General features: G+C 71.9%; 19 protein-coding genes. 9 read left to right on the top strand and 10 right to left on the bottom strand.

Going from position 1 to position 21,889, the window contains the following annotated elements; genetic code table 11:
* The first annotated feature begins 118 nt into the window (after nucleotides 1-118).
* From ACGFZA_RS25805 to ACGFZA_RS25785, 5 genes are all read left to right on the top strand, one after another.
* Complete coding sequence (locus ACGFZA_RS25805; protein WP_393682169.1) at nucleotides 119-1,756, top strand: molybdopterin-dependent oxidoreductase; 1,638 nt, start codon at nucleotides 119-121, stop codon at nucleotides 1,754-1,756.
* Nucleotides 1,757-1,858: 102 nt separating this feature from the next.
* Entirely contained in the window at nucleotides 1,859-2,509 is a 651-nt protein-coding gene (locus tag ACGFZA_RS25800) for a fasciclin domain-containing protein (RefSeq protein WP_385285225.1), read from the top strand.
* A 152-nt stretch (nucleotides 2,510-2,661) separates the two neighbouring features.
* On the top strand, nucleotides 2,662-4,197 hold the full coding sequence (locus ACGFZA_RS25795) for an amino acid permease (protein ID WP_393682166.1): 1,536 nt from the start codon (nucleotides 2,662-2,664) through the stop codon (nucleotides 4,195-4,197).
* Nucleotides 4,198-4,201: 4 nt separating this feature from the next.
* A complete protein-coding gene (locus ACGFZA_RS25790) occupies nucleotides 4,202-5,191 on the top strand; it encodes an ADP-ribosylglycohydrolase family protein (protein ID WP_393682164.1) in 990 nt (329 codons plus the stop codon).
* Nucleotides 5,192-5,289: 98 nt separating this feature from the next.
* Nucleotides 5,290-5,730, top strand: a complete 441-nt coding sequence (locus ACGFZA_RS25785; RefSeq protein WP_385285219.1) for an SPW repeat protein — start codon at nucleotides 5,290-5,292, stop codon at nucleotides 5,728-5,730.
* A gap of 92 nt (nucleotides 5,731-5,822) precedes the next feature.
* Here ACGFZA_RS25785 and ACGFZA_RS25780 read toward each other — a convergent pair whose 3' ends face one another.
* Complete coding sequence (locus ACGFZA_RS25780) at nucleotides 5,823-6,512, bottom strand: TetR/AcrR family transcriptional regulator (protein WP_393682162.1); 690 nt, start codon at nucleotides 6,510-6,512, stop codon at nucleotides 5,823-5,825.
* Between the two features lie 156 nt (nucleotides 6,513-6,668).
* Between ACGFZA_RS25780 and ACGFZA_RS25775 the strand changes: the two genes are divergently transcribed.
* From ACGFZA_RS25775 to atzF, 4 genes are read left to right on the top strand one after another with little or no spacing between them, the layout of a single operon-like run.
* On the top strand, nucleotides 6,669-7,487 hold the full coding sequence (locus ACGFZA_RS25775; RefSeq protein WP_385285215.1) for an urea amidolyase associated protein UAAP1: 819 nt from the start codon (nucleotides 6,669-6,671) through the stop codon (nucleotides 7,485-7,487).
* Nucleotides 7,484-8,107 carry an urea amidolyase associated protein UAAP2 gene (locus ACGFZA_RS25770; RefSeq protein ID WP_385285213.1) on the top strand — a complete coding sequence of 208 codons (624 nt, stop codon included), beginning with the start codon at nucleotides 7,484-7,486 and terminating at the stop codon, nucleotides 8,105-8,107. Before ACGFZA_RS25775 ends, ACGFZA_RS25770 begins: the two co-directional genes overlap by 4 nt.
* Nucleotides 8,104-11,670 carry a 5-oxoprolinase/urea amidolyase family protein gene (locus tag ACGFZA_RS25765; RefSeq protein ID WP_393682159.1) on the top strand — a complete coding sequence of 1,189 codons (3,567 nt, stop codon included), beginning with the start codon at nucleotides 8,104-8,106 and terminating at the stop codon, nucleotides 11,668-11,670. Before ACGFZA_RS25770 ends, ACGFZA_RS25765 begins: the two co-directional genes overlap by 4 nt.
* A gap of 12 nt (nucleotides 11,671-11,682) precedes the next feature.
* Nucleotides 11,683-13,383, top strand: coding sequence for an allophanate hydrolase (atzF, locus tag ACGFZA_RS25760; protein ID WP_385285209.1), 1,701 nt, complete (start codon nucleotides 11,683-11,685; stop codon nucleotides 13,381-13,383).
* A gap of 149 nt (nucleotides 13,384-13,532) precedes the next feature.
* Here the strand turns inward: atzF and ACGFZA_RS25755 are convergent, their stop codons facing one another.
* From ACGFZA_RS25755 to ACGFZA_RS25715, 9 genes are all read right to left on the bottom strand, one after another.
* On the bottom strand, nucleotides 13,533-16,367 hold the full coding sequence (locus ACGFZA_RS25755; protein WP_385285293.1) for a DEAD/DEAH box helicase: 2,835 nt from the start codon (nucleotides 16,365-16,367) through the stop codon (nucleotides 13,533-13,535).
* A 44-nt stretch (nucleotides 16,368-16,411) separates the two neighbouring features.
* Nucleotides 16,412-17,320 carry a diacylglycerol kinase gene (locus ACGFZA_RS25750; protein WP_385285207.1) on the bottom strand — a complete coding sequence of 303 codons (909 nt, stop codon included), beginning with the start codon at nucleotides 17,318-17,320 and terminating at the stop codon, nucleotides 16,412-16,414.
* A gap of 18 nt (nucleotides 17,321-17,338) precedes the next feature.
* Nucleotides 17,339-18,295 (bottom strand): twin-arginine translocase subunit TatC, encoded by a 957-nt coding sequence (tatC, locus tag ACGFZA_RS25745; RefSeq protein WP_385285205.1) that lies wholly within the window; start codon nucleotides 18,293-18,295, stop codon nucleotides 17,339-17,341.
* A 49-nt stretch (nucleotides 18,296-18,344) separates the two neighbouring features.
* Nucleotides 18,345-18,635: a Sec-independent protein translocase subunit TatA gene (gene tatA / locus ACGFZA_RS25740; RefSeq protein WP_385285291.1), complete on the bottom strand. Its 291-nt coding sequence runs from the start codon at nucleotides 18,633-18,635 to the stop codon at nucleotides 18,345-18,347.
* A 227-nt stretch (nucleotides 18,636-18,862) separates the two neighbouring features.
* Entirely contained in the window at nucleotides 18,863-19,060 is a 198-nt protein-coding gene (locus ACGFZA_RS25735; RefSeq protein ID WP_385285203.1) for a hypothetical protein, read from the bottom strand.
* A 47-nt stretch (nucleotides 19,061-19,107) separates the two neighbouring features.
* Entirely contained in the window at nucleotides 19,108-19,386 is a 279-nt protein-coding gene (locus ACGFZA_RS25730) for a hypothetical protein (protein WP_393682155.1), read from the bottom strand.
* Between the two features lie 18 nt (nucleotides 19,387-19,404).
* Nucleotides 19,405-20,361 (bottom strand): helix-turn-helix transcriptional regulator, encoded by a 957-nt coding sequence (locus tag ACGFZA_RS25725; protein ID WP_385285199.1) that lies wholly within the window; start codon nucleotides 20,359-20,361, stop codon nucleotides 19,405-19,407.
* Nucleotides 20,362-20,374: 13 nt separating this feature from the next.
* Nucleotides 20,375-21,328: a WYL domain-containing protein gene (locus ACGFZA_RS25720; RefSeq protein WP_363077187.1), complete on the bottom strand. Its 954-nt coding sequence runs from the start codon at nucleotides 21,326-21,328 to the stop codon at nucleotides 20,375-20,377.
* Between the two features lie 152 nt (nucleotides 21,329-21,480).
* Nucleotides 21,481-21,855 (bottom strand): FKBP-type peptidyl-prolyl cis-trans isomerase, encoded by a 375-nt coding sequence (locus ACGFZA_RS25715; RefSeq protein ID WP_385285196.1) that lies wholly within the window; start codon nucleotides 21,853-21,855, stop codon nucleotides 21,481-21,483.
* Between the last annotated feature and the right edge of the window lie 34 nt (nucleotides 21,856-21,889).

Here is a 21,889-nt window from a genome sequence, read left to right as displayed (position 1 = left end):
CACGCGGCAGCGGCGATGCCTCTCAGCTGTGGTTCGTTACCGGTCGCGCCGCGGATTGGCCGGGACCGACTCTCATTCGTTCGGGTGACGGACCAATCCGCCGGACGTCGGGCGACGAATGCCGGTTGTGAGTGAAGATCAGAACGAAACGCGGAACGGGGCCCCCGGGTCCCGGCGCTCCCGCTGGGCACGCAGCGCCTTCGCCGCGCTCAGCGGTTTGATCGCCGGGTTCTGTGCCCTGGCCGTCGCCGAGCTCGTGGCGGCGGTCGTCCGTCCCGAGGCGGGTCCGGTCGCGGCGGTGGGCGGTGCGGTGATCGACCGCACTCCCCCGGCGCTCAAGGACTTCGCCGTACGGAACTTCGGTACGAACGACAAGCTGGTGCTGGAGCTCGGCATTCTGGCCCTGCTGGCGGTCTTCGCCATGGCCGTCGGGGTGCTGGCGCTGCGGCACCGGCTGCTGGGCTCGGCTGCCGTTCTGGTCTTCGGTGTGGTCGGGGCAGTCGCGGCGGCCGGGCGGCCGGAGGGCCGCCCGTCCGACGCCCTGCCCTCGGTGGTGGGTGCCGTGGTGGCCGCAGGAGTGCTGTATCTCCTGGCCGGACGGCTGGCACCGGCTTCCGGTCCCTCTCCCGCGGCTGGCGAGAGGGGCGGGGGGCCGGACCACGGCACCTTCGACCGGCGGGGCTTCGTCATCGCGGCGAGCGCGGCGGCGGCGGCCTCGGCCGGCGCCGGACTGCTCGGGCGGCGGCTCACCTCCGCCGTGCAGGCCGGGGCAGCCGCCTCACGACGTGATCTGGTGCTGCCGGTGCCCGCATCGGCGGCTCCCGCGGTACCGAAGGGCGCCGATCTGGGCATCCGGGGACTGAGCTCGTTCGTCACCCCGAACAAGAGCTTCTACCGGGTGGACACGGCGCTGGTCGTACCGCGCCTCGACGCGAACGAGTGGCGGCTGAGGATCCATGGCAAGGGGGTGCGGAAGCCTCTGACGCTGAGCTTCCAGGACCTGCTGCGCCGCGAGATCATCGAGCGCGACATCACGCTGGCCTGCGTGTCCAACGAGGTGGGCGGGCCGTATGTCGGCAACGCCCGGTGGATCGGTGTGCGGCTGGCCGATCTGCTGCGCGAGGCGGGGGTGAAGCCGCCGTCCGGCGGTGGACCCGCCGACCAGATCGTGTCGCGTTCGGTGGACGGCATGACGATCGGCACGCCGGTCGAGACCGCCATGGACGGGCGCGACGCGATGCTGGCCCTCGGCATGAACGGCGAGCCGCTGCCCTTCGAGCACGGCTTCCCGGTCCGGATGGTCGTTCCCGGCCTGTACGGATACGTGTCGGCCTGCAAATGGATCAAGGACATCGAGCTCACCACGTTCGACGACTACGACGCCTACTGGGTCAAGCGTTCCTGGTCCGAGCAGGCGCCGATCAAGACCGAGTCCCGGATCGACACCCCCCGCCCCTTCGCCTCCCCGAAGGCCGGCACCATTCCGGTCGCCGGGGTCGCCTGGGCCCAGCACCGCGGCATCCGGCGGGTCGAGGTCCGGGTGGACGGCGGCCCGTGGAACACCGCGCAGCTGGCGGCGGAGGACAGCCGGGACACCTGGCGCCAGTGGGTGTGGGAGTGGCCGGCCACCTCCGGCAACCACACCCTCGAAGTCCGCGCGACGGACGGCACCGGTGCCACCCAGACCGACCGGCGGGTCGGCACCGTGCCCAACGGTGCGACCGGCTGGCACTCGGTGGTGGTCGACGTGTCCTGAGAGACGCTCCGCCGCGCTCCGTACGGAGCGCCCACCCACTCACACCCTGCACCAACTACCCAAAGTGACACATCCGTCACTCTTATCGATCAGGAGAACATCATGAAGGTCATCCACGCCCGTCGCGCCGCCGTCGCACTCTCCGCGGCGGTCCTCCTGCCCGTGGCACTGACGGCCTGCTCCAGCGATTCCAAGGACAGCACGTCCGGTTCCTCCGCGAGTTCGGCGAAGGCATCGGCGCCGGCATCGGCCTCCGCGGACGACATGACGCCGATGAACGAGCCCTTCGGTCCGGCCTGTTCGACGGTCCCGAAGAGCGGCTCGGGCTCCTTCGACGGCATGGCGAAGGACCCGGTCGCCACGGCCGCCTCGCACAACCCGGCACTCTCCACCCTCGTCACCGCGGTCAAGAAGGCCGGCCTGGTCGACACCCTGAACAGCGCGCAGAACATCACGGTGTTCGCCCCCACCAACGACGCCTTCGCCAAGGTCCCGAAGGCCGACCTGGACAAGCTGCTCGCCGACAAGGCCGCTCTCACCAAGGTCCTCACCTACCACGTGGTCGGCCAGAAGCTGACGCCGAAGCAGCTGGAGAAGGGTTCCTTCGACACCCTGGAGAAGAGCGAGCTGACGACGTCCGGTTCCGGCACGACGTACACCGTGAACGACTCCTCGAAGGTCGTCTGCGGCAACGTCCAGACCGCCAACGCGACGGTCTACATCGTCGACACGGTGCTGATGCCCGCGAAGTAGGCACCCCGCGCGGGGCCCCGCCACCTCCGCTCCGGCCACGAGCCGCCGGACGTGAGCACTTCGGCCCCGCGCGGACACGGTCACGTCACGCCCCGGAAACAGCGCGTCCCTAATTTCTGTCGCCCGACAGGAAATCGGCGACAGGGGCTGACATGACCGCCACCGCACCCACGGACGTACGTCCGGATCCCGCCGGAACCGGCCAGGGCGACCACGCCTCCCTGGCCGGTTTCGGCTACCGCCAGGAACTGCACCGGTCCATGGGGCGCTACGCCTCGTTCGCGGCCGGCTTCTCCTTCATCTCCGTCCTCACGACCGTCTTCCAGTTCTTCGCCTTCGGCTTCTCCTTCGGCGGCGCGGCCTTCTTCTGGACGTGGCCCGTGGTGCTCGTGGGCCAGCTGCTGGTCGCCGCGTGCTTCGCCGAGCTCGCCGCCCGCTACCCGCTGTCCGGCGCCATCTACCAGTGGTCGACCCGGCTGAGCACACCCGCGTTCGGCTGGTTCGCCGGCTGGATCATGGTGATCGGGCAGATCGTCGTGGTCGCCGCGGCCGCGCTCGCGCTCCAGGTGGTGCTGCCGGCGATCTGGTCCGGTTTCCAGCTGGTGGGCGGGGACCCGGCGCCCACCACGGCCACGGGCGCCGCCAACGCCGCACTGCTGGCCGTGGTACTCCTCGCCCTCACCACGACGGTGAACCTGCTCGACAACAAGGTCATGTCGGCCGTCAACAGGATCGGGGTGACGGCCGAGATCATCGGGGCGGTCCTCATTCTGGCCCTCCTGTTCACCCACACCGAGCGCGCCCCCGGCGTCACGCTGCACACCGGCGGACAGGGCGGCGCGCTCGGCGCCATGCTGGTCGGTTCGTTCACCGCGGCCTATGTCCTGATCGGTTTCGACAGCGCGGGCGAGATGAGCGAGGAGACCCGTTCCCCGCGCCGCACGGCCCCACGCACGATCCTGCTCGCCCTGGCCTCGGCCGGAGTGCTCGGCGGGCTGCTGGTACTCGCCGGCATCCTGGCGGCGCCCGACCTCGCCGACGGGCGGCTGGCCACGGAAGGCCTCTCGTACGTGCTGACCAGCAGCCTCGGGGACGGCGTCGGCCGGGTACTGCTCGCCGATGTGGCGGTCGCCGTCGCGGTGGCCACCCTCGCGATCCAGACCGCCGGTTCCCGGATGCTGTTCTCGATGGCGCGCGACGGGGTGCTGCCCTGTTCGTCCCGGCTCGCCAAGGTCTCCCCGCGCACCGGAATGCCCGCCGCCCCCGCCCTGTTCGTGGGCGCGGCGGCCGCGGCGCTCGGACTGCTCAACCTGGCGTCCCCGGAGGCGTTCCTCGCCATCGGCACCACCTGCATCGCCATGCTGTACCTGGCGTACACCATGGTCACGGGCCCGATGCTGCTGCGCCGCCTGCGCCGTCTCCCCCTTTCCCCCGCCACCGGCCCGCTCCACGACGAGGACGGCGACCCCCTCTTCTCACTGGGCCGCTGGGGGCTCCCGGTCAACGCGCTGGCCTTCGTGTACGGAGCGGTGATGACCGTCAACCTGGCCTGGCCGCGGGCGGCGGTGTACGACCCGGCGGGCGGGCACTGGTACTTCCAGTGGTTCACGGTGCTGTTCCTCGGCGCCACGGTGCTGCTCGGCGCGGCCTATCGCGTGTACGCGGGGCGGCCGCCCTCCGTACGCTGACCCGATGAACTCTCTGACCAGGCAGGACCGGGCGGCCGGCGCGGTGGTCGGATCGGCGGTGGGTGACGCGCTCGGCGCACCCTTCGAGTTCGGCCCCGCGGGTGTGTACACGGCCCGCTTCCCGGACGGCGTCGGGACGATGTGCGGTGGCGGTGGCTGGGATCCGGGCGAGGCCACGGACGACACGCAGATGGCCGTGCTGGTCGCGGAGTCCCTGCTGGAGCGCGGCGGCCTCGACCTCCCCGACCTGTTCGGCCGGTTCCGGCGGTGGGCGGCCGGCGAGCCGAAGGACATCGGCCTCCAGACCGAGTCCGTTCTGACCAGCGGTGACGCGTGGGACACCGCCGCGGCACTGCACTTCCAGATCAACGGCCGGGCGGCGGGCAACGGTTCACTGATGCGCGCCGCCACCTCGGCCGTGTACTTCGCCGGGCCGGAGCGGCCGGACGCCGACGCCAGGGCCGCGACCATGGACGCCGCCCGCCGGATCGCCGCGCTGACCCACGGCGACCGCGCGGCGTGGGAGGGCACCGCCGTCCTGCACGAACTGATCCGGGTCGCGCTGAACGGGTCCGACCCGCTCGCCGCCGTCCCGGCAGCGCTCGCCGCCGTCCACGCGGACCACCGGGTGCGCTGGGCGGCCGTCCTGGCACCGGACTGGCATCCGGACCGGGCGACGGAGTTCAACGGCGCGGTGTGGCCCTGTCTGGGCACCGCGCTGTGGGCGCTGCGCACGACTCCGTCGTACGAGGACGCACTGGCTTCGGCGATCGACGTGGGCGGGGACACCGACACGGTGGCCGCGGTGACGGGGGCGCTGGCGGGAGCGGTGTACGGGATCGGCGCGATCCCGCCGCGCTGGACCGGGCCGCTGCACGTGCCCCTGCCGGGGTACGGAGCCCGGGTGCTGCGTACGCCGGAACTGACCCTGATGGCCGGGCGGCTGGACGCCCGGTGCACCGAAGCGGTTCCAGCGGATATCCAGTCGCCTTGAACCTACATATAAGGGGCATATAAGAGCACAATGGCATTGCAGGCCGTTCGTCGCACACCGCGGTGACCGCGCCTGCAGGACCGAAGGAGACGAACCTCATGTCGAACGTCTCGCACACCGGCCACGACATGGCCGGGCACCCCGACGTCTCCGAAATGCGCGACCGCTACGACCGGATGATGGGTGGCCGCGATGTGGCACTCGTCGACGGACCGGTCTTCCTGGTCGGTCTGTACTGCGCCGTCTCGCCCTGGGTGCTCCACTTCACCACTTCCCAGGCGCCCCTCGTGACACACAACCTGATCATGGGGATCGCGATCGCCGTGCTGGGACTGGGATTCACCGTGATGCCCCAGCGGATGTACGGCCTGAGCTGGGCCATCTGCGCCATGGGCGCCTGGATGATCATCTCGCCCTGGGTGGTGGGCAGCAGCCCGGACGTGGGCGTCGTGCTCAACAACGTCATCATCGGCGGCCTGACTGTCCTGCTGGGGCTGGTCTGCGCGGGCGCCTCGATGAAGGGCGGCAAGCGCACCTGAGGGCTGTCCTGTTCCACGTCCCGCAGCAGAAGGGACCACCGCCACCGGCCGGACCCGCACGACGCGGACCGGCCGGCCGCACGACACCGCGGTCACTCCCCGGCGGAGGGCTCCCGCACCGTCCGGGCCCGCACCCCGCCGGACCGCACCCCCACGATCCGCAGCGCCGCATCCGCCGTGGCCGCCGCGAAGGTCTCCGCCTCCCGCTCCGGCCCCGACAGGTGCACCAGGATCACACCCTCGATGAGCCCGAAGACGAGGTCGGCGCGGAGTCGCGCCTCGTCCGCACCGAGCGCCGCGCCCACCTCGGTGGCGGCCAGCAACTCCCCGTACCCGGACCGCAGCGCGGCCCGCACCCGGTGGAAGTCCGCGAACCGCTCGGCCCGCACCTCCGGCAGTACGTACAGCGCGCCCAGGTTGTACGGACCCCCGCACAGCAGCGCCACGTCCGCCCGGCACAGCTCCCACAACCGGTCCTCGGCCGGCCGCGACCCGTCAGCGAGCAGCTTCTCGGCGAGCGCGAGCGACGGGGTGACGGTGGACTCCAGGAGCGCCGCCAGCAGATCCTCCTTGCCCGCCACGTAGTGGTACATCGTCGCCTGGCGCATGCCCGCCCGCTCGGCGACGGCCCGGGTGGTGGTCGCCGTGTATCCACGGGTGGTGAACAACTCGGCGGCGGAGGCGAGGAGTTCCTCCCGCGCGGAGAGTCCGCTGTCCGGCCGCTGCGTGGCGCGCGGGCGGCCGACCCGGCGCCCGCCGCCGGTACCTGAGGTGCTGGACATGGGCCGATCGTCCCACATCCGCGTCCGCCACGATCTTGGTGAGCTGTCGGTAACTCCCGCGCAACGAACGGGCAATGGCCACGACTCCGCGGCGTCCTAATTTCTGTCGCGCGACAGAAATATCCGTCGGCACCACGTCGAGCCGGAGGTTGAGCCATGGCGACAGCGACAACACACGGGGCCCGGGACCACGCACGCGCCCAGGGCGGCTCCCGTACCGGGTCCATGCCGGTGGTGCCCGCCACCGACTGGCCGGACGCCGCCCCCGGCACCCCGGTCTGGGCCGAGACGGTCGCGGGCGGCAACTACACGCACCGGGTCCTGGCGCGCGGTACCGAGCTGCGGCTCACCGACCTGGCCGGCGACGCCTGCGCCCATCTGCTGCTGTACGCCGACGGCCGGCCGTGGGAGCGGCTCAACACCGCGGACACCGTCAAGGTCCAGTGGAACGCCTACCTGGGTGCCGGCCGGCTGCTCCTCTCCGACCAGGGGCGGGTGCTCGCCTCGGTGACCGCCGACTCCTCGGGCCGTCACGACGCGCTGTGCGGCACCTCCACCCTGCGGCGGAACACGGAGCGGTACGGCGACGGCACCCCGCAGTCGGCCTCCCCCGCCGGACGCGAACTGCTGAAGCTGGCCGCTCTGAAGAACGGCCTGGAGCCGCGCGACCTGCCGCCGTCGCTCTCCTTCTTCCAGGGGGTGCGGATCGGCGACGACGGCGCCGCGGAGTTCACCGGCTCGGCTGGTGCGGGCGCTGCGGTGACCCTGCGCGCCGAGCAGGACCTGACCGTACTGATCGCGAACGTCCCGCACCCGCTGGACCCCCGCCCCGCCTACACCAGCACCCCGCTGGAGGTACTGGCCTGGCGCGCGCGGCCTACCGCCCCGGGCGATGTCCTCTGGGACGCCGCACCCGAGGGCCGTCGCGCCTTCCTCAACACACTCGACTTCCTCACCGCCCGGGGGCTCGCATGACCACGACCGCCACGGTCCTGTCCACCACCGTCATCCCCGCCCGCGCGGCCTGGTCCGCGACCGTCCGGGCGGGTGAGCACCTCACGCTCACGGATCTGCACGGCAACCAGGCGGTGGACTTCCTGGTGTACGACGCCCAGGACACGGCGGTCCGCTACAGCGCCCCCGACACGATCCAGGCCGGCGGCGGCATCTTCCTCACCACCGGCAGCGTGCTGATGTCGAACGAGCACACCCCGTTGATGACGGTCACCGCAGACACCTGCGGCCGCCACGACACGGTGGGCGGCGCCTGCTCCAAGGAGTCCAACACCCTGCGCTACGGCCACCACACGTGGTCGCAGCACGCCTGCGTGGACAACTTCCTGGCCGAGGGCGCCCGCCACGGGCTCGGCAAACGCGACCTGGTGTCCAACATCAACTGGTACATGAACGTGCCCGTGGAGCAGGACGGCACGCTCGGCATCGTCGACGGGATCTCCGCCCCCGGACTGAGCCTCACCCTGCGGGCCGAGACCGACGTGCTCGTCCTGATCTCCAACTGCCCCCAGATCAACAACCCCTGCAACGGTTTCGAGCCGACGGCGGTAGAAGCCACCCTCACCGGGACGAGCCGATGACCTTCGACGCCCTGCCGGCCTCCGGGACACCGAGGGCCTTCGACACGCTGCTCGTCGCCAACCGCGGCGAGATCGCCGTCCGCATCATCCGAACGGCCCGCCGCCTCGGTCTGCGTACCGTCGCCGTCTTCTCCGACCCGGACCGGTCGGCCCCGCACGTCCGGCTCGCCGACGAGGCGGTCCGGCTGGGGCCCGCGCCCGCCAAGGAGTCGTACCTGGACGCCGATCTGGTGCTGAAGGCGGCGAAGGACACCGGGGCCGGGGCCATCCACCCCGGGTACGGATTCCTCTCCGAGGACGCGGAGTTCGCCCGGCGCTGCGAGGACGCGGGGATCGTCTTCGTCGGCCCGACCGCCGCCCAGCTGGAGCTGTTCGGCGCCAAGCACACCGCACGCGCCGCGGCCGAAGCGGCGGGCGTGCCGCTCGCCCCCGGTACCGGGCTCCTCCCTGATCTGCCGGCGGCCCTGACCGCCGCGGAACGCATCGGCTACCCCGTCATGCTGAAGGCCACGGGGGGCGGCGGCGGCATCGGCATGTCGGCCTGCCGGTCGGGCCCCGAGCTCGCCGACGCCTGGGAACGGGTGCAGCGGGTCGCCGCGGCGTCGTTCTCCTCGGCGGGGGTCTTCCTGGAACGCCTGGTGGAGGACGCCCGCCATGTCGAGGTGCAGGTGTTCGGCGACGGACACGGCCGGGTGGTGACGTTCGGCGACCGCGACTGCTCGCTCCAGCGGCGCAACCAGAAGGTCCTGGAGGAGGCCCCCGCTCCCGGCCTCCCCGCCCGCGTCCGCTCCCGGCTGACCGACGCCGCGCGGGAGCTGTGCGCCTCGGTCGGCTACCGCTCGGCCGGAACGGTCGAGTTCGTGTACGACGCCGCACGCGCCGAGGCGTACTTCCTGGAGGTCAACACCCGCCTCCAGGTGGAGCACCCGGTCACGGAGGAGATCCACGGCGTCGACCTCGTCGAGTGGATGCTGCGCCTGGCCCAGGGCGACACCGCGGTCGTACGGCGACCGGACGCCCCGCACGGCCACGCCGTGGAGGCCCGGGTCTACGCCGAGGACCCGAGCCGCGACCACCGCCCCGGTGCCGGTCTGCTCACCCGGGTCGACTTCCCCCGGGGCGAGGGCCTGCGGGTGGACAGCTGGATCGAGACGGGCACCGAGGTGACGACGGCGTACGACCCGATGCTCGCCAAGGTCATCGCGTACGGCTCCGACCGCGCCGAGGCCCTGGCCCGGCTGGACGCGGCGCTCGCGGCCACCCGCATCGACGGCATCGAGACCAATCTCGGGCTGGTCCGGGCCGCGCTGGCCGACGACCGGGTCCGTGGCGCGACGCACTCCACGGCCACGCTCGCCACGATCGACGACCCGACGCCCCGCATCGAGGTGGTCTCCGGCGGGACGCTCACCACCGTGCAGGACTGGCCCGGCCGCACCGGCTACTGGCAGGTCGGCGTACCGCCGTCGGGCCCCATGGACGACCTCTCCTTCCGGCTGGGCAACACGGCTCTCGGCAACACCCCGGGCGCCCCCGGCCTGGAGTGCACCCTCCAGGGCCCCACGCTCCGCTTCACCCGGCCCACGACCGTCTGCGTGACGGGCGCCCCCGCTCCGGTGACCCTCGACGGCACACCGGTGCCGCAGTGGGAGCCGCTGACCGTCCCGGCCGGCGCGGCGCTCGCTATCGGCGCACCGGCGGAACACGGGCTGCGTACGTACGTCCTCTTCGCCGGCGGCGGTCTGGACGTGCCCGGGTTCCTGGGCAGCGCGGCCACGTTCACGCTCGGCGGTTTCGGCGGGCACGGCGGCCGGGCCCTGCGCACCGGCGACGTCCTGCACGGCGGCGGGCCCGCACCGGCGGCGCTCCCCGTTCCCGCGCCGGAGCGGCCCCCGCTCACGAGCAGCTGGCAGATCGCCGCTGCCGAAGGCCCGCACGCGGCGCCGGAGTTCTTCACCGAGGAGGACATCCACGACTTCTACGCGGCCGACTGGAAGGTCCACTTCAACTCGGCCCGCACCGGGGTCCGCCTGATCGGCCCGAAGCCGCGCTGGGCCCGGGCCGACGGCGGCGAGGCGGGGCTGCACCCGTCCAACATCCACGACACGCCGTACTCCGTGGGCGCGGTCGACTACACCGGCGACATGCCCGTGCTCCTGGGCCCGGACGGCCCCTCGCTCGGGGGCTTCGTCTGCCCGGCGACGGTGGTGACGGCCGAACGCTGGAAACTGGGCCAGTTGCGGCCCGGCGACACCGTCCGCTTCATGCCGGTGACGGTGACCGGCGAGCCCCGCCGGGAGATCACCGACGGCGGCGTCCTGTACCGCGACGACGTCCTCACCTACCGCCGCAGCGGCGACGACAACGTCCTGGTCGAGTACGGGCCGATGCAGCTGGACCTGGCGCTGCGCATGCGCGTCCACGCCCTGATGGAGGCGCTGACGCGGGCCGCCGTGCCCGGCATCACCGGTCTCACGCCGGGCATCCGCTCGCTCCAGGTCCAGACGGACCCCGCGGTGCTCCCGCAGACCGCGCTCCTGGACCTGCTCCACCGCACCGAGGCGGCACTCCCGCCCACCGACGCCCTGACCGTCCCCTCCCGCACCGTGCACCTGCCGCTGTCCTGGGACGACCCGGCGACCCGCGAGGCCATCGCCCGCTACATGGCGGGCGTCCGGGACGACGCGCCCTGGTGTCCGTGGAACATCGAGTTCATCCGCCGGGTCAACGGCCTGGCCTCCGTCGACGACGTGTACCGCACGGTGTTCGACGCCGAGTACCTGGTGATGGGCCTGGGAGACGTCTACCTCGGCGCACCGGTGGCCACCCCCCTGGACCCGCGCCACCGCCTCGTCACCACCAAGTACAACCCGGCCCGCACCTGGACCGCGGAGAACTCGGTGGGCATCGGCGGCGCCTACCTGTGCGTCTACGGCATGGAGGGACCGGGCGGCTACCAGTTCGTCGGCCGCACCACCCAGGTCTGGTCGGGCTGGCAGCAGCGCGGCGCCTTCGAGCCCGGCTCGCCCTGGCTGCTGCGGTTCTTCGACCGCATCAAGTGGTATCCGGTGGAGGCGGACGAGCTCCTGGAGCTGCGCGCGGACATCATCTCCGGCCGCTTCGTCCCGCGGATCGAGGAAGGCGAGTTCTCCCTGGCCCGGTACGAGGAGTTCCTGGACCGGAACGCGGAGTCGATCGCCGCGTTCCGTGCCCGCCAGGGCACGGCCTTCGCGGCCGAGCGCGACGCCTGGGAGGCCGCGGGCGAGTTCGCCCGGGCCGACGCCGCCGACGCACCGGCGCCGCCCGCCGCTGAGGTGACGGTGCCGCCGGGCGGGCGCCTGGTGGAGGCGGAGTTCGCGGCATCGGTCTGGCAGCTGAACGTGGCCGAGGGCGACACCGTGACGGCAGGTCAGCCGCTCCTGGCCCTGGAGGCGATGAAGATGGAGTCCCGGGTGCACGCCCCGGCGGACGGCGTGGTGGAACGGATCCTCACCCGGCCGGGCGCCCAGGTCGAAGCGGGCACGGCTCTGGTGACCCTCGCCCCGCCCACCCGTACGAACTGAGGAGCCCCGCTGATGTCCCACCCCACTCTCACCCGGGTCCGCGCCGCGTACGCCCGTATCGAGGCGGTGGACCGCCCGGAGATCTGGATCGGTCTGCGCCCGCAGGCCGCCCTGGAGGAGGAGGCCCGCGCCGTCGACACCCGGCTGGCGGCGGGTGAGTTCCTCCCCCTGGCCGGCCGGCTGCTGGCCGTCAAGGGCAACATCGACGTGGCCGGCCTGCCCACCACGGCGGGCTGCCCCTCCTACGCCTACGAACCCGCCGCGGACGCCCCCGTCGTGGCGCGACTCCGTGCGGCCGGGGCGCTGGTGATCGGTACGACGAATCTCGACCAGTTCGCCACCGGTCTGGTCGGCACCCGCTCCCCGTACGGCGCGGTCCGCGGCGCCCTCGCCCCCGAACGCGTCAGCGGCGGTTCCAGCTCGGGTTCGGCGGTCGCGGTCGCGCTCGGCATCGCGGACCTCGCGCTCGGTACGGACACGGCGGGCTCCGGCCGGGTCCCGGCGGCGTTCAACGGCATCGTGGGCCTGAAGCCGACGCGCGGTCTCGTCCCGGTCGACGGTGTGGTCCCCGCCTGCGCGAGCCTGGACTGCGTCACCGTCTTCGCCCGTACGCTCCCCGAGGCGGAGTCGGCTCTCGCCCTGATGACCGGCCCCACGGCCCGCCCCGTCCCCGCCCGTGCCCCGGGTCCGTGGCGGATCGCGGTGCCGTCCGCGGAACAGCTGGGTGAACTGGATCCCGGGTGGGCGGACGCCTACGCGTCCGCGGCGGCCCGCCTCCGCGCGGCGGGCGCCGTCCTGCTTCCCGTCGACCTGACCCCGTTCACGGACGCGGCGGCCATGCTCTACGAGGGGGCGTTCGTCGCGGAGCGCTACACCGCGGTGGGCGCCTTCGTCGACAGCGGCCCCGCGGACCTGGACCCCACGGTGGCGGGCATCATCACGGCCGCCCGGGACATCCCGGCGCACCGCCTGTTCGCGGACCGGGACCGGCTGGAGAGGCTCCGTGCCGCGGCCGAGACCGCACTCGGCGACGCGGACGCCCTGTTGCTCCCCACCACACCGGGCCACCCCACGCTCGCCGAGGTGGCGGCCGACCCGCTGGGCGCGAACGCCCGGCTCGGCCGGTTCACCAACTCCACCAATCTGTTCGACCTGTGCGCGGTGGCGGCCCCGGCGGGCGAGGTGGCCGGTCTGCCGTTCGGCGTGATGCTGATCGGCCGGGCCCACACGGACGAACGCCTGGCCCGGATCGCCGCCCTGCTGCCCCCGCCCGTCCGCATCGCGGTGGCGGGCGCCCACCTGACCGGCGAGCCGCTCAACCCGCAACTCCTTCTCCTGGGCGCCCGCCTGGTCCGTACGACGACGACGGCCCCCGTCTACCGCCTGCACGCCCTGGCGACAACGCCGCCCAAGCCGGGCCTGGTCCGCACGGACGAGGGGGGCGCGGCCATCGAGACGGAGATCTGGGAGCTCCCGGCCGAGGGCCTGGGCACCCTCACCGCGGCGCTCCCGCACCCCATGGTGCTGGGCCGGGTGGACCTGTCGGACGGCACGACGGCCGCGGGCTTCCTCTGCGAGCCGTACGCGGTGGAGGGGGCACAGGACATCACGGGGCACGGCGGCTGGCGTGCGTACAGATCAAGCCTCGCCCACGGCTCCCCCGGCCCGTCCGCGGAGCATCCCGCCGCCCCATCCGGCCCCTCCGGCGTCTGAAGGCGGGGGGGGCCGGGGCAGCGCCCCGGTTACGGTCAGGGACGGGTGGGGGAACAGGCCGTACGCCGCAGGCACTCCCGCACCCGCACCGGGCCGAACACGCGCGGGCGGAAACGCACGGCGCTCCGCCCACGGCGCGGGCCGGCGCCTCAGCCCACCGAGCTGTAGGCCACCACTCCCCGCAACACCTCGTCAACCGCCTTCCGGGCGTTCCGCCCCACCGAGCTCCCCTCACGCGGAGCCGCCGCGGCCACCTGCCCCAGCACGTCGATCACCTGCTTGCACCAGCGCACGAAGTCCCCCGCAGGCATCTCCGCCTCGCGCAGCACCTCGTCCAGCGTCCGCCCGGACGCCCACATGTACACCGCCCAGGCGAATCCGAGGTCGGGTTCGCGCTGTCCGACCCCCTCCGCCTGGTTGATCTTGAAGTCCTCCTCCAGGGCGTCGAGCCGCCCCCAGATCCGGACCATCTCGCCCATCGCGGTCTTCGCAGGCCCGGACGGCAGCTTCGGCGCGACCGCGTCGTCCGACTGCCGCGCCTCGTACACCAACGCCGAGACACACGCGGCGAGTTCGGCAGGGTTGAGGCCCTCCCACACACCCGCCCGCAGGCACTCGCTCGCCAGCAGGTCCAGCTCGCCGTACAGCCGGGCCAGCCGTCGCCCGTGTTCGGTGACCTCGCTGCCCCGCAGATAGTCGAGCTCGGTGAGCAGGGCCACGATCCGGTCGAAGGTACGGGCGATCGTGTTCGTCCGCCCCTCGATCCGCCGCTCCAGCTGCTGCGTGTCCCGCTGCAGCCGGTGATACCGCTCGGCCCATCGCGCGTGGTCCTCGCGCTCGTCGCACCCGTGGCAGGGGTGGGCACGCAACTCGGCCCGGTAGCGCGCGATCTCGCGGTCGTCCGCCGCGACGGCACGCCCGCGGCGATGCCGGTCCGGGACGATGTGCCCGGCCTTGGTCCGCAGCGCGGACGCCAGATCGCGGCGCGACTGCGGAGAGCGCGCGTTGAACGACTTCGGGACCCGCATCCGCTCCAGCGCCTCCACCGGGACCGGGAAGTCGATCGAGGCCAGCCGCTTGACCTGGCGCTCGACCGTCAGCACCAACGGCCGTGGCCCGTCGTGGTACTCCATCCCCCGGTGCCCGTGCCCGTTGGTCCGCCCGGCCGGAAGTCCCGGGTCGAGGACGAGCGCCAGCCCGGCGAACTTGCCGGTCGGCACATGAATGACGTCGCCCGGCTTGAGCTTCTCCAGGGACGCCGCCGCGGCGGCCCGCCGCTGCGAGGCTCCCTGCTTGGCGAGCTCCGTCTCCCGGTCCTTGAGGTCGCGGCGCAGCCGCGCGTACTCCTCGAAGTCACCGAGGTGGCAGGTCATTCCCTCCTTGTAGCCCTCCAGGCCCTCCTCGTTCTTCTGGACCTGGCGGGAGATCCCGACCACCGAGCGGTCCGCCTGGAACTGGGCGAAGGAGGTCTCCAGCAGCTCGCGCGAGCGGTGCCGCCCGAACTGCTGCACGAGGTTGACGGCCATGTTGTACGAGGGGCGGAAACTGGAGCGCAGCGGATACGTACGCGTGCCCGCGAGTCCGGCCAGCGCGCCCGGGTCCATGCCGCGCTGCCAGAGCACCACCGCGTGGCCCTCGACGTCGATGCCGCGGCGGCCGGCGCGGCCGGTCAGCTGGGTGTACTCGCCGGGGGTGATGTCGGCGTGCTGCTCGCCGTTCCACTTGACGAGCTTCTCCAGTACCACCGAGCGCGCGGGCATGTTGATGCCGAGCGCGAGGGTCTCCGTCGCGAAGACCGCCTTCACGAGTCCGCGCACGAAGAGCTCCTCGACGACCTCCTTGAAGGTCGGCAGCATCCCGGCGTGGTGCGCGGCGATGCCCCGCTCCAGGCCTTCGAGCCATTCGTAGTAGCCGAGGACGTGCAGGTCCTCGGTGGGGATGGACGCCGTGCGCTGCTCGACGATCTCCCGGACCAGCCGGCGCTTGTCCTCGTCGTTGAGCCGCAGTCCGGCGTGCAGGCACTGCTGCACGGCGGCCTCGCAGCCGGCCCTGCTGAAGATGAACGTGATGGCGGGCAGCAGTCCCTCGGCGTCCAGCCGGTCGATGACCTCGGCCCGCGACGGTGTCCAGATGCGGCTGCGCTGGCGCCGCTCGCGCTCGCGGTCCGCCTCGCGCACCATCTTCCCGCGACGGCGTTCACGCGGGTTGTATCCGCGCTGGTTCTCCATGCGGGCGAGCCGGACCAGGTCGGGGTTGACCTCACGGCGTCCGGACCCGCGGCCGCCGTGGTCGCTCTCCTCCTCGAAGAGGTCGTACATCCGGCGGCCGGCCAGCACGTGCTGCCAGAGCGGCACCGGCCGGTGCTCGGAGACGATGACCTGGGTGTCACCGCGGACGGTGTCCAGCCAGTCGCCGAACTCCTCCGCGTTGGACACGGTCGCCGAGAGCGAGACCAGGGTGACGGATTCGGGGAGGTGGATGATCACTTCCTCCCACACGGCGCCCCGGAAGCGGTCGGAGAGGTAGTGCACCTCGTCCATCACCACGTAGCCGAGGCCGTTCAGCGCCTGGGAGCCCGCGTACAGCATGTTCCTCAGCACCTCGGTGGTCATGACGACCACCGGTGCGTCGGCGTTGACGCTGTTGTCCCCGGTCAGCAGGCCCACCTTGTCCGCGCCGTAGCGCTTGACCAGGTCGGCGAACTTCTGGTTGGAGAGGGCCTTGATCGGCGTGGTGTAGAAGCATTTGCGGCCCTGGGCCAGGGCGAGGTGCACGGCGAACTCGCCGACGATCGTCTTGCCCGACCCCGTGGGGGCCGCGACGAGCACGCCCTTGCCGGCCTCCAGCGCCTTGCAGGCCTCGATCTGATAGGGGTCCAGATCGAACTCGTACATCTCGCGGAACGGTCCGAGCGCGGTCGCCTGCTCGGCGGCTCGGATCCGGGAAGCCTGGTATCGCTCAGCTGGTGAGAGGTCCTCTGTCATCTTGTCCACGAGCCTACCCGCCGCCTGTGACAGTCACTCGATCTTTAATCGGCCGTGGTGGAACGCGCCCCCAGCACCCGGACGGCACCCCTGACACAGGTGGCGGTCAGCGGCAGCGGACCGAGCGGCTCACCGTCCGCGTACGCGGTGACACCGACCGCTTCGAGGGCGATCGAGGACACCCGGTGCACCGTGACGACCGGGTGTCCGAGGTGCGTCCCCTTGTACACCTTGGGGAACACCTTGAGGAGGGTCGTACGGCTGCACTCGCCGACGACGGTCACGTCGAAGAGGCCGTCGTCCATGACGGCGTCCGCGCAGATCCGCATGCCGCCCCCGTAGGTCGAGCCGTTGCCGACGGCGATGAGCGTCGCCTCGATCTCCCGGACCGGCCCGCCGTCCAGACTCATGCGGTACGTGAGGGGCTTGAAGGCGGCGAGTTCGGCGAGGATCGCCAGGTCGTACTTGAACCGGCCGCCGACCCAGCGCATCCGGTTGCCGCGGTCGTTGACGCGGGAGTCGAAGCCGGAGGCGAGCACGGAGCCGAACCAGCGCTCACCGACCCGGCCGAGGTCGATCTCGCGGACGGTACCGCCCTTCAGCGCCTCGGCGGCCAGCCGTCCCGCCGCCGCGGGGTCCCGTATCGGCATGCCGAGAGCGCGGGCGAAGTCGTTGCCCGTACCGACGGCGACGACACCGAGCGGGGTCAGGGTCCCGGCGACCGCCTGGAGGGCGAGGGACATCATCCCGTCGCCGCCGACGGCTATCAGCGCGCCCGTTCCCCCCGCCACGGCCTCGCGCGCCCGTCGCAACGCGTCGTCGGCGTCCTCGCCGAGGACCGTACGGACGGAGAATCCGGCGTCCCGCAACGCGGAAGCGGCCGGCTGCGCGGCGTGCGCGCCCCGGCCGCGTCCTGCGGTGGGATTGACGAAAAGAGTGATCTCGCTGGTCACCCGGGGGACCTTACAAGGTCAGGTGATGTCGTCGTAACCGTCTCGTCGGCCCGACCGTCCGCCGTCCTGTTCCCCGTCCGCCTGTGCGGGCAGCGAAGCCGAGACGTTCTCCATCTCGCCGATGTCCTCGGGGGTCAGATCCAGGTCCGAGGCCTCGTCGTCGTCCAGCTCGGCGTCGGGGTTGCCCAGACGCCTGCGCCGGTCGTTGGCGACGCAGATACCGAGCGCGAGGAAGTAGAGCAGCACGATCGGCGCGGCCAGCACCACCATCGTCAGCGGGTCACCCGTCGGGGTGGCGACCGCTGCGAAGACCGTGATGCCCATGATCATCGCGCGCCACCAGGACGCGAGCCGCTTGGCCGAGAGCACTCCGGTGAAGTTCAGCAGGACAAGCAGGAGCGGCAGCTCGAAGGCCAGACCGAACACGATCACCATGCGCGTGACGATGTCGAGATAGTCGTCCACGGGCAGCAGGTTCGTCGTGTTGTCCGGCGTGAAGTCGAGCAGCACCGCCGCGGTCTGCGGCATCAGGATGTACGCGAGCGCGGCACCCACGCAGAACAGCGGCACACCGGCGCCGACGAAGCCCAGCGCGTACTTCTTCTCGTTCTTGTGCAGACCCGGGGCCAGGAACGCCCAGAGCTGGTAGAGCCAGACGGGGGTGGAGAACACCACGCCCGCCATGAGGGAGACCTTGAGGGCGATGGAGAACGGGGCGACCAGACCGTTCACCGTCATCTCGGCGCACGGGTGACCGTTCGCCTGCTTCTTCTGGCCGTCCGTGCACCCGACCGACTCCAGGATGGGCTTGATCAGGAAGTCGATCAGATCCTGGTAGAAGAAGGCCGTGACCGACGTGATCACGATGACCGCCACGACCGCGATCAGCAGTCGGTTACGCAACTCACGCAGGTGATCAGCGAGGGGCATCCGCCCCTCGCCGTCCTTCTCCTGCTTGCGGGCAGACTTGAGCAACCCACTTCCCTCGTCTCGTGCGGCAGCTGTCGGGGAGACCCGTCAGCGATCAGCTCTGGGTGGTGGGCTTCGCTTCGTTCACCGGGCGGGAGCTCGTCACGTCGCCGGGAGCGGCCTGGATCGTGCGCGCTGCGGCGGGCTGCTGGGCAGCCTGGTCGGCGACGGTGTCCGTCGTGGCGACCGGCTCGTCGTCCTTCTTCATCGCCTTGGCCTCGCTCTTGAGGATGCGGGCCGACTTGCCGAGGGAACGGGCCATGTCGGGAAGCTTCTTGGCACCGAACAACAGCAGGATGACAGCGATGATCAGAACGATCTCGAGAGGCTTCAGATTGCCCATGATGTGCTTCCTTCTCGCTGTGGCGGCTGGAGGTGGGCTCGCTGCCCTTGGACCGGACACACGTCCGATCATTTCGCTGGGAGCGATCGTAACCCGCGGGAGTAAACGCGAGGCAATGCCTATGCATACTTTCGATGCGGCCCGCACCTCCTGCCAGGACCGTCACCAGCAGCGTACCCCCCGCGTCCGTGAAAGAGGAGGCCGCGCCCGCCTGGACGGAACGGGCCCCGCTAGCGCAGGGTTTCGCCCGTGGCGGCGAGATCCGTGGCGGCGCGCTCCAGGTCCTCGGCGGCCCTGTTGATGCGCTCAGTGGTGCGCGTCACCTGATGACCGAGACGCTGGGCCTCGATGAAGACCTTGACGGCCAGCACGCCCAGGACGGCGATGCCGAGGAATCCCAGGGCGATGGCGAGCATGGGCCAGAACATGCGCAGAGCCTCGATGTGTCTAGTGTCCGAAGGTCCGGAGTGATGTCTCAGGCACCGGTGTGCAGGCGCAGCGTCCGCACGCCGCCGCCGGTGAGGAGTTCCACTATCCGCTCCCCCGCGGCCCGGCGGACGGACGCGTCGCACGCGGGACAGGTGAAGGAGTAGAACGTGGTCCGGCTGCTCGCGCCGATCGCGAGACGGAACTCCGCCGCCGCGAGTTCGGAGCGCGCGCGGCACTCCGGGCAGGCCGCCTTGAACCGTACCGACTCGGGAACGACCACGGTCGGCACGGCAGGCACACCTGACACCACAGACTTATGGGTCATATCTCCTCAGGTATCCCCTCAGGCCGGGCCGTCGTACGCGGCGAGCGCCGCCCGGGCCGCGGCCTGTGCGCTCCGCGCCAGCTCCGGCGGCGAGACGATGCGCCCTTCCCTGCCGAGCCGGAGCGCGAGTCTGCGCAGCGAGGCCGGGTCGGGGGTGCGCAGGGTGATCCGCAGGCCGCCGTCGGGCAGCTCATCGGCGCTGTCGTGGGGGTAGTACTCGGCCACCCAGCGCCCGCCGGGGCCGACCTCGACCACCACCTCCGGGTCCTCGGCGGCAGGCTGCACCAGCCCCTCGGACAGGTCCCTCAGCTCCAGCTCGGGCGGTGCGGCCGGCTCGTCGAGGAGCCGGATCTCGGCGACCCGGTCGAGTCGGAACGTACGCCGGTCCTCGGAGGACCGGCACCAGGCCTCCATATAGGTGTGGCCGACGGCGAACAGCCGGATCGGGTCCACCTCGCGCTCGGTCAGCTCGTCGCGCGCGGGCGAGTAGTACCGCAGCCAGAGCCGGCGGCGCTCGGAGATCGCCCGGTCCACGTCGGCGAAGACGCCGCCCTCGGACTCGAACGTGACCGAGAGCCGGGAGCTGGCGGCCCCGACCTCACCGGCTGCGGCCTCCAGCTTGGCGGTGGCCCGCAGCAGGGCCTGGCGGTCGCTCTCGCGCAGTCCGGGCAGCGTCGCGACGGCGCGGGCGGCGACCAGCAGGGCCGTCGCCTCGTCGGCGGCGAGGCGCAGGGGCTCGGCGACGTCATCCGGGTTGTGCCACCAGATGCGGTCGCCGTCGGTGTCGATGTCCAGCAGATCGCCGCCGCGGAAGCTCGTCCCGCACATGGGCAGGACGTCGAGGTCCGAGATCAGCTCGTCCTCGGTGATACCGAAGGCCCGGGCGACGTCCTGGACATGGGCGCCGGGGCGCTCGCGCAGATACGTCACCAGGGAGAGCATCCGGCGGGTCTGGTCGATGGCGTTCGTGGCCATGAATACGGTCCCCTCAGTCCTTGGCCACGGCGCGCAGCCGGTCCACCACGTCGGCCCGCAGATCCGCAGGTTCACTCACCACGACGTCCGGACCGAACTCGACGAGCCAGGCGTCCAGACCGTGTCCGTACGGAATCTCCAACTCCTCCCACCCGTCCCCGAGTTCCCGGACCGATATCGCCCGGGCCCGCAGCGGGTAGCCGGAGTCCGCCCGCAGCCTGATCAGCGCGGTGCGCGTCGCCGTCTCGCCCGCCCAGCTCTCGACGGTCTCTCGGACGGTGACCACGTCGGGCACCTCGGCGGTGAAGGCTCCGGCGCGCGAGCGCACCTTGCCGGAGATCCGGGAGAGCCGGAACACCCGCTCCGCGCCCCGCTCCCGGTCCCAGCCGGCCAGGTACCAGTGGCCGCGCCAGCATTCCAGCGTCCACGGCTCGACCTGGCGCTGCTCGGGGCGTGCGGCATTGGCCTTGCGGTAGTCGAAGGTCACCGGCCGGCGGTCGCGGCAGGCGAGCATCAGCGGTTCGAACGCGGCCTCGTGGACGGGGATGCGGGGTTCGAGGGCGCTGTGCACCTCGTACGCGTCCTCCGCCTCCGGCATGCCCGCGGCCCGCAGCTTCTGCAGGGCTCCGCTGGCGGCGCCGGCCAGCCGGGCCTGCTGCCAGACCTTGGCGGCCAGTCCGAGGGCTGCGGCCTCCTCGGCGTCCAGGGTGATCGGGGGCAGCCGGTTGCTGTCGCGGCGGGCGAGGTAGCCGGTGTCGCCGTCCAGGTTCTCCACGGTCTCGATGACCAGACCGAGCTCGCGCAGATCGTCCTTGTCGCGCTCGAACATCCGGTTGAAGGCGTCGTCGGAGCCCGCTTCGAGATAGGCCTCGATGGAACCGCGCAGTTCGCGCTTGCTGAGCGGGCGCCGGGTCCCCAGCAGACACAGTGCCAGGTTCATCAGCCGCTCGGCCTTGGCAATCGCCATCGACGCCCTTTCTGTTTTGCTCTACGACCCTCGACCGTACCGCTCCGGGCTGTCCGGACAAAAGCCGGTGCCGCGACGGGGCAGACCCCGCCCGCCACAGCACGAGGGCCCGTGCCTGGCGGCACGGGCCCTCGGAGCGCGGAGGCGCCGGATCAGACGGCGACCAGGTCGCAGACGAAGATCAGCGTCTCGCCCGGGGCGATCGTGCCGCCACCGGCGCCGCGGTCGCCGTAGGCGAGGTGCGCGGGGATGGTCAGCTGGCGACGGCCGCCGACCTTCATGCCCTGCACGCCCTGGTCCCAGCCCTTGATGACCTGACCGGCACCGAGCTGGAACTGGAGCGGCGTACCGCGGTTCCAGGAGGCGTCGAACTCCTCGCCGGTGGAGAAGGCCACGCCCACGTAGTGGACGGAGACGGTCTGGCCGGCCTGGGCCACGGCACCGTCACCTTCCCAGATCTCCTTGATCTCCAGGTCGGCCGGCGGCTCGCCACCCGGGAAGTCGATCTCGGGCTTCTCGATGCTCACTGACTTGCTCCTCTAAATGATGAACTGGGCAACC

The organism is Streptomyces sp. NPDC048211, from assembly GCF_043202315.1.
GTDB lineage: Bacteria > Actinomycetota > Actinomycetes > Streptomycetales > Streptomycetaceae > Streptomyces.
The sequence above is the reverse complement of the archived record's forward strand: the minus strand, read 5'-3'. Positions and strand labels throughout refer to the sequence as shown.

Bases quoted from the DNA above. Each gene is read 5' to 3' on its own strand.
- ACGFZA_RS25735 (WP_385285203.1), bottom strand. From the start codon at position 19,060: ATGTTCTGGCCCATGCTCGCCATCGCCCTGGGATTCCTCGGCATCGCC.
- ACGFZA_RS25770 (WP_385285213.1), top strand. From the start codon at position 7,484: ATGACCACGACCGCCACGGTCCTGTCCACCACCGTCATCCCCGCCCGC.
- ACGFZA_RS25780 (WP_393682162.1), bottom strand. From the start codon at position 6,512: ATGTCCAGCACCTCAGGTACCGGCGGCGGGCGCCGGGTCGGCCGCCCG.
- ACGFZA_RS25730 (WP_393682155.1), bottom strand. From the start codon at position 19,386: ATGACCCATAAGTCTGTGGTGTCAGGTGTGCCTGCCGTGCCGACCGTG.
- ACGFZA_RS25805 (WP_393682169.1), top strand. From the start codon at position 119: ATGCCGGTTGTGAGTGAAGATCAGAACGAAACGCGGAACGGGGCCCCC.
- ACGFZA_RS25800 (WP_385285225.1), top strand. From the start codon at position 1,859: ATGAAGGTCATCCACGCCCGTCGCGCCGCCGTCGCACTCTCCGCGGCG.
- ACGFZA_RS25775 (WP_385285215.1), top strand. From the start codon at position 6,669: ATGGCGACAGCGACAACACACGGGGCCCGGGACCACGCACGCGCCCAG.
- ACGFZA_RS25785 (WP_385285219.1), top strand. From the start codon at position 5,290: ATGTCGAACGTCTCGCACACCGGCCACGACATGGCCGGGCACCCCGAC.
- ACGFZA_RS25795 (WP_393682166.1), top strand. From the start codon at position 2,662: ATGACCGCCACCGCACCCACGGACGTACGTCCGGATCCCGCCGGAACC.
- ACGFZA_RS25765 (WP_393682159.1), top strand. From the start codon at position 8,104: ATGACCTTCGACGCCCTGCCGGCCTCCGGGACACCGAGGGCCTTCGAC.
- ACGFZA_RS25790 (WP_393682164.1), top strand. From the start codon at position 4,202: ATGAACTCTCTGACCAGGCAGGACCGGGCGGCCGGCGCGGTGGTCGGA.
- ACGFZA_RS25755 (WP_385285293.1), bottom strand. From the start codon at position 16,367: ATGACAGAGGACCTCTCACCAGCTGAGCGATACCAGGCTTCCCGGATC.
- ACGFZA_RS25720 (WP_363077187.1), bottom strand. From the start codon at position 21,328: ATGGCGATTGCCAAGGCCGAGCGGCTGATGAACCTGGCACTGTGTCTG.
- atzF (WP_385285209.1), top strand. From the start codon at position 11,683: ATGTCCCACCCCACTCTCACCCGGGTCCGCGCCGCGTACGCCCGTATC.
- ACGFZA_RS25725 (WP_385285199.1), bottom strand. From the start codon at position 20,361: ATGGCCACGAACGCCATCGACCAGACCCGCCGGATGCTCTCCCTGGTG.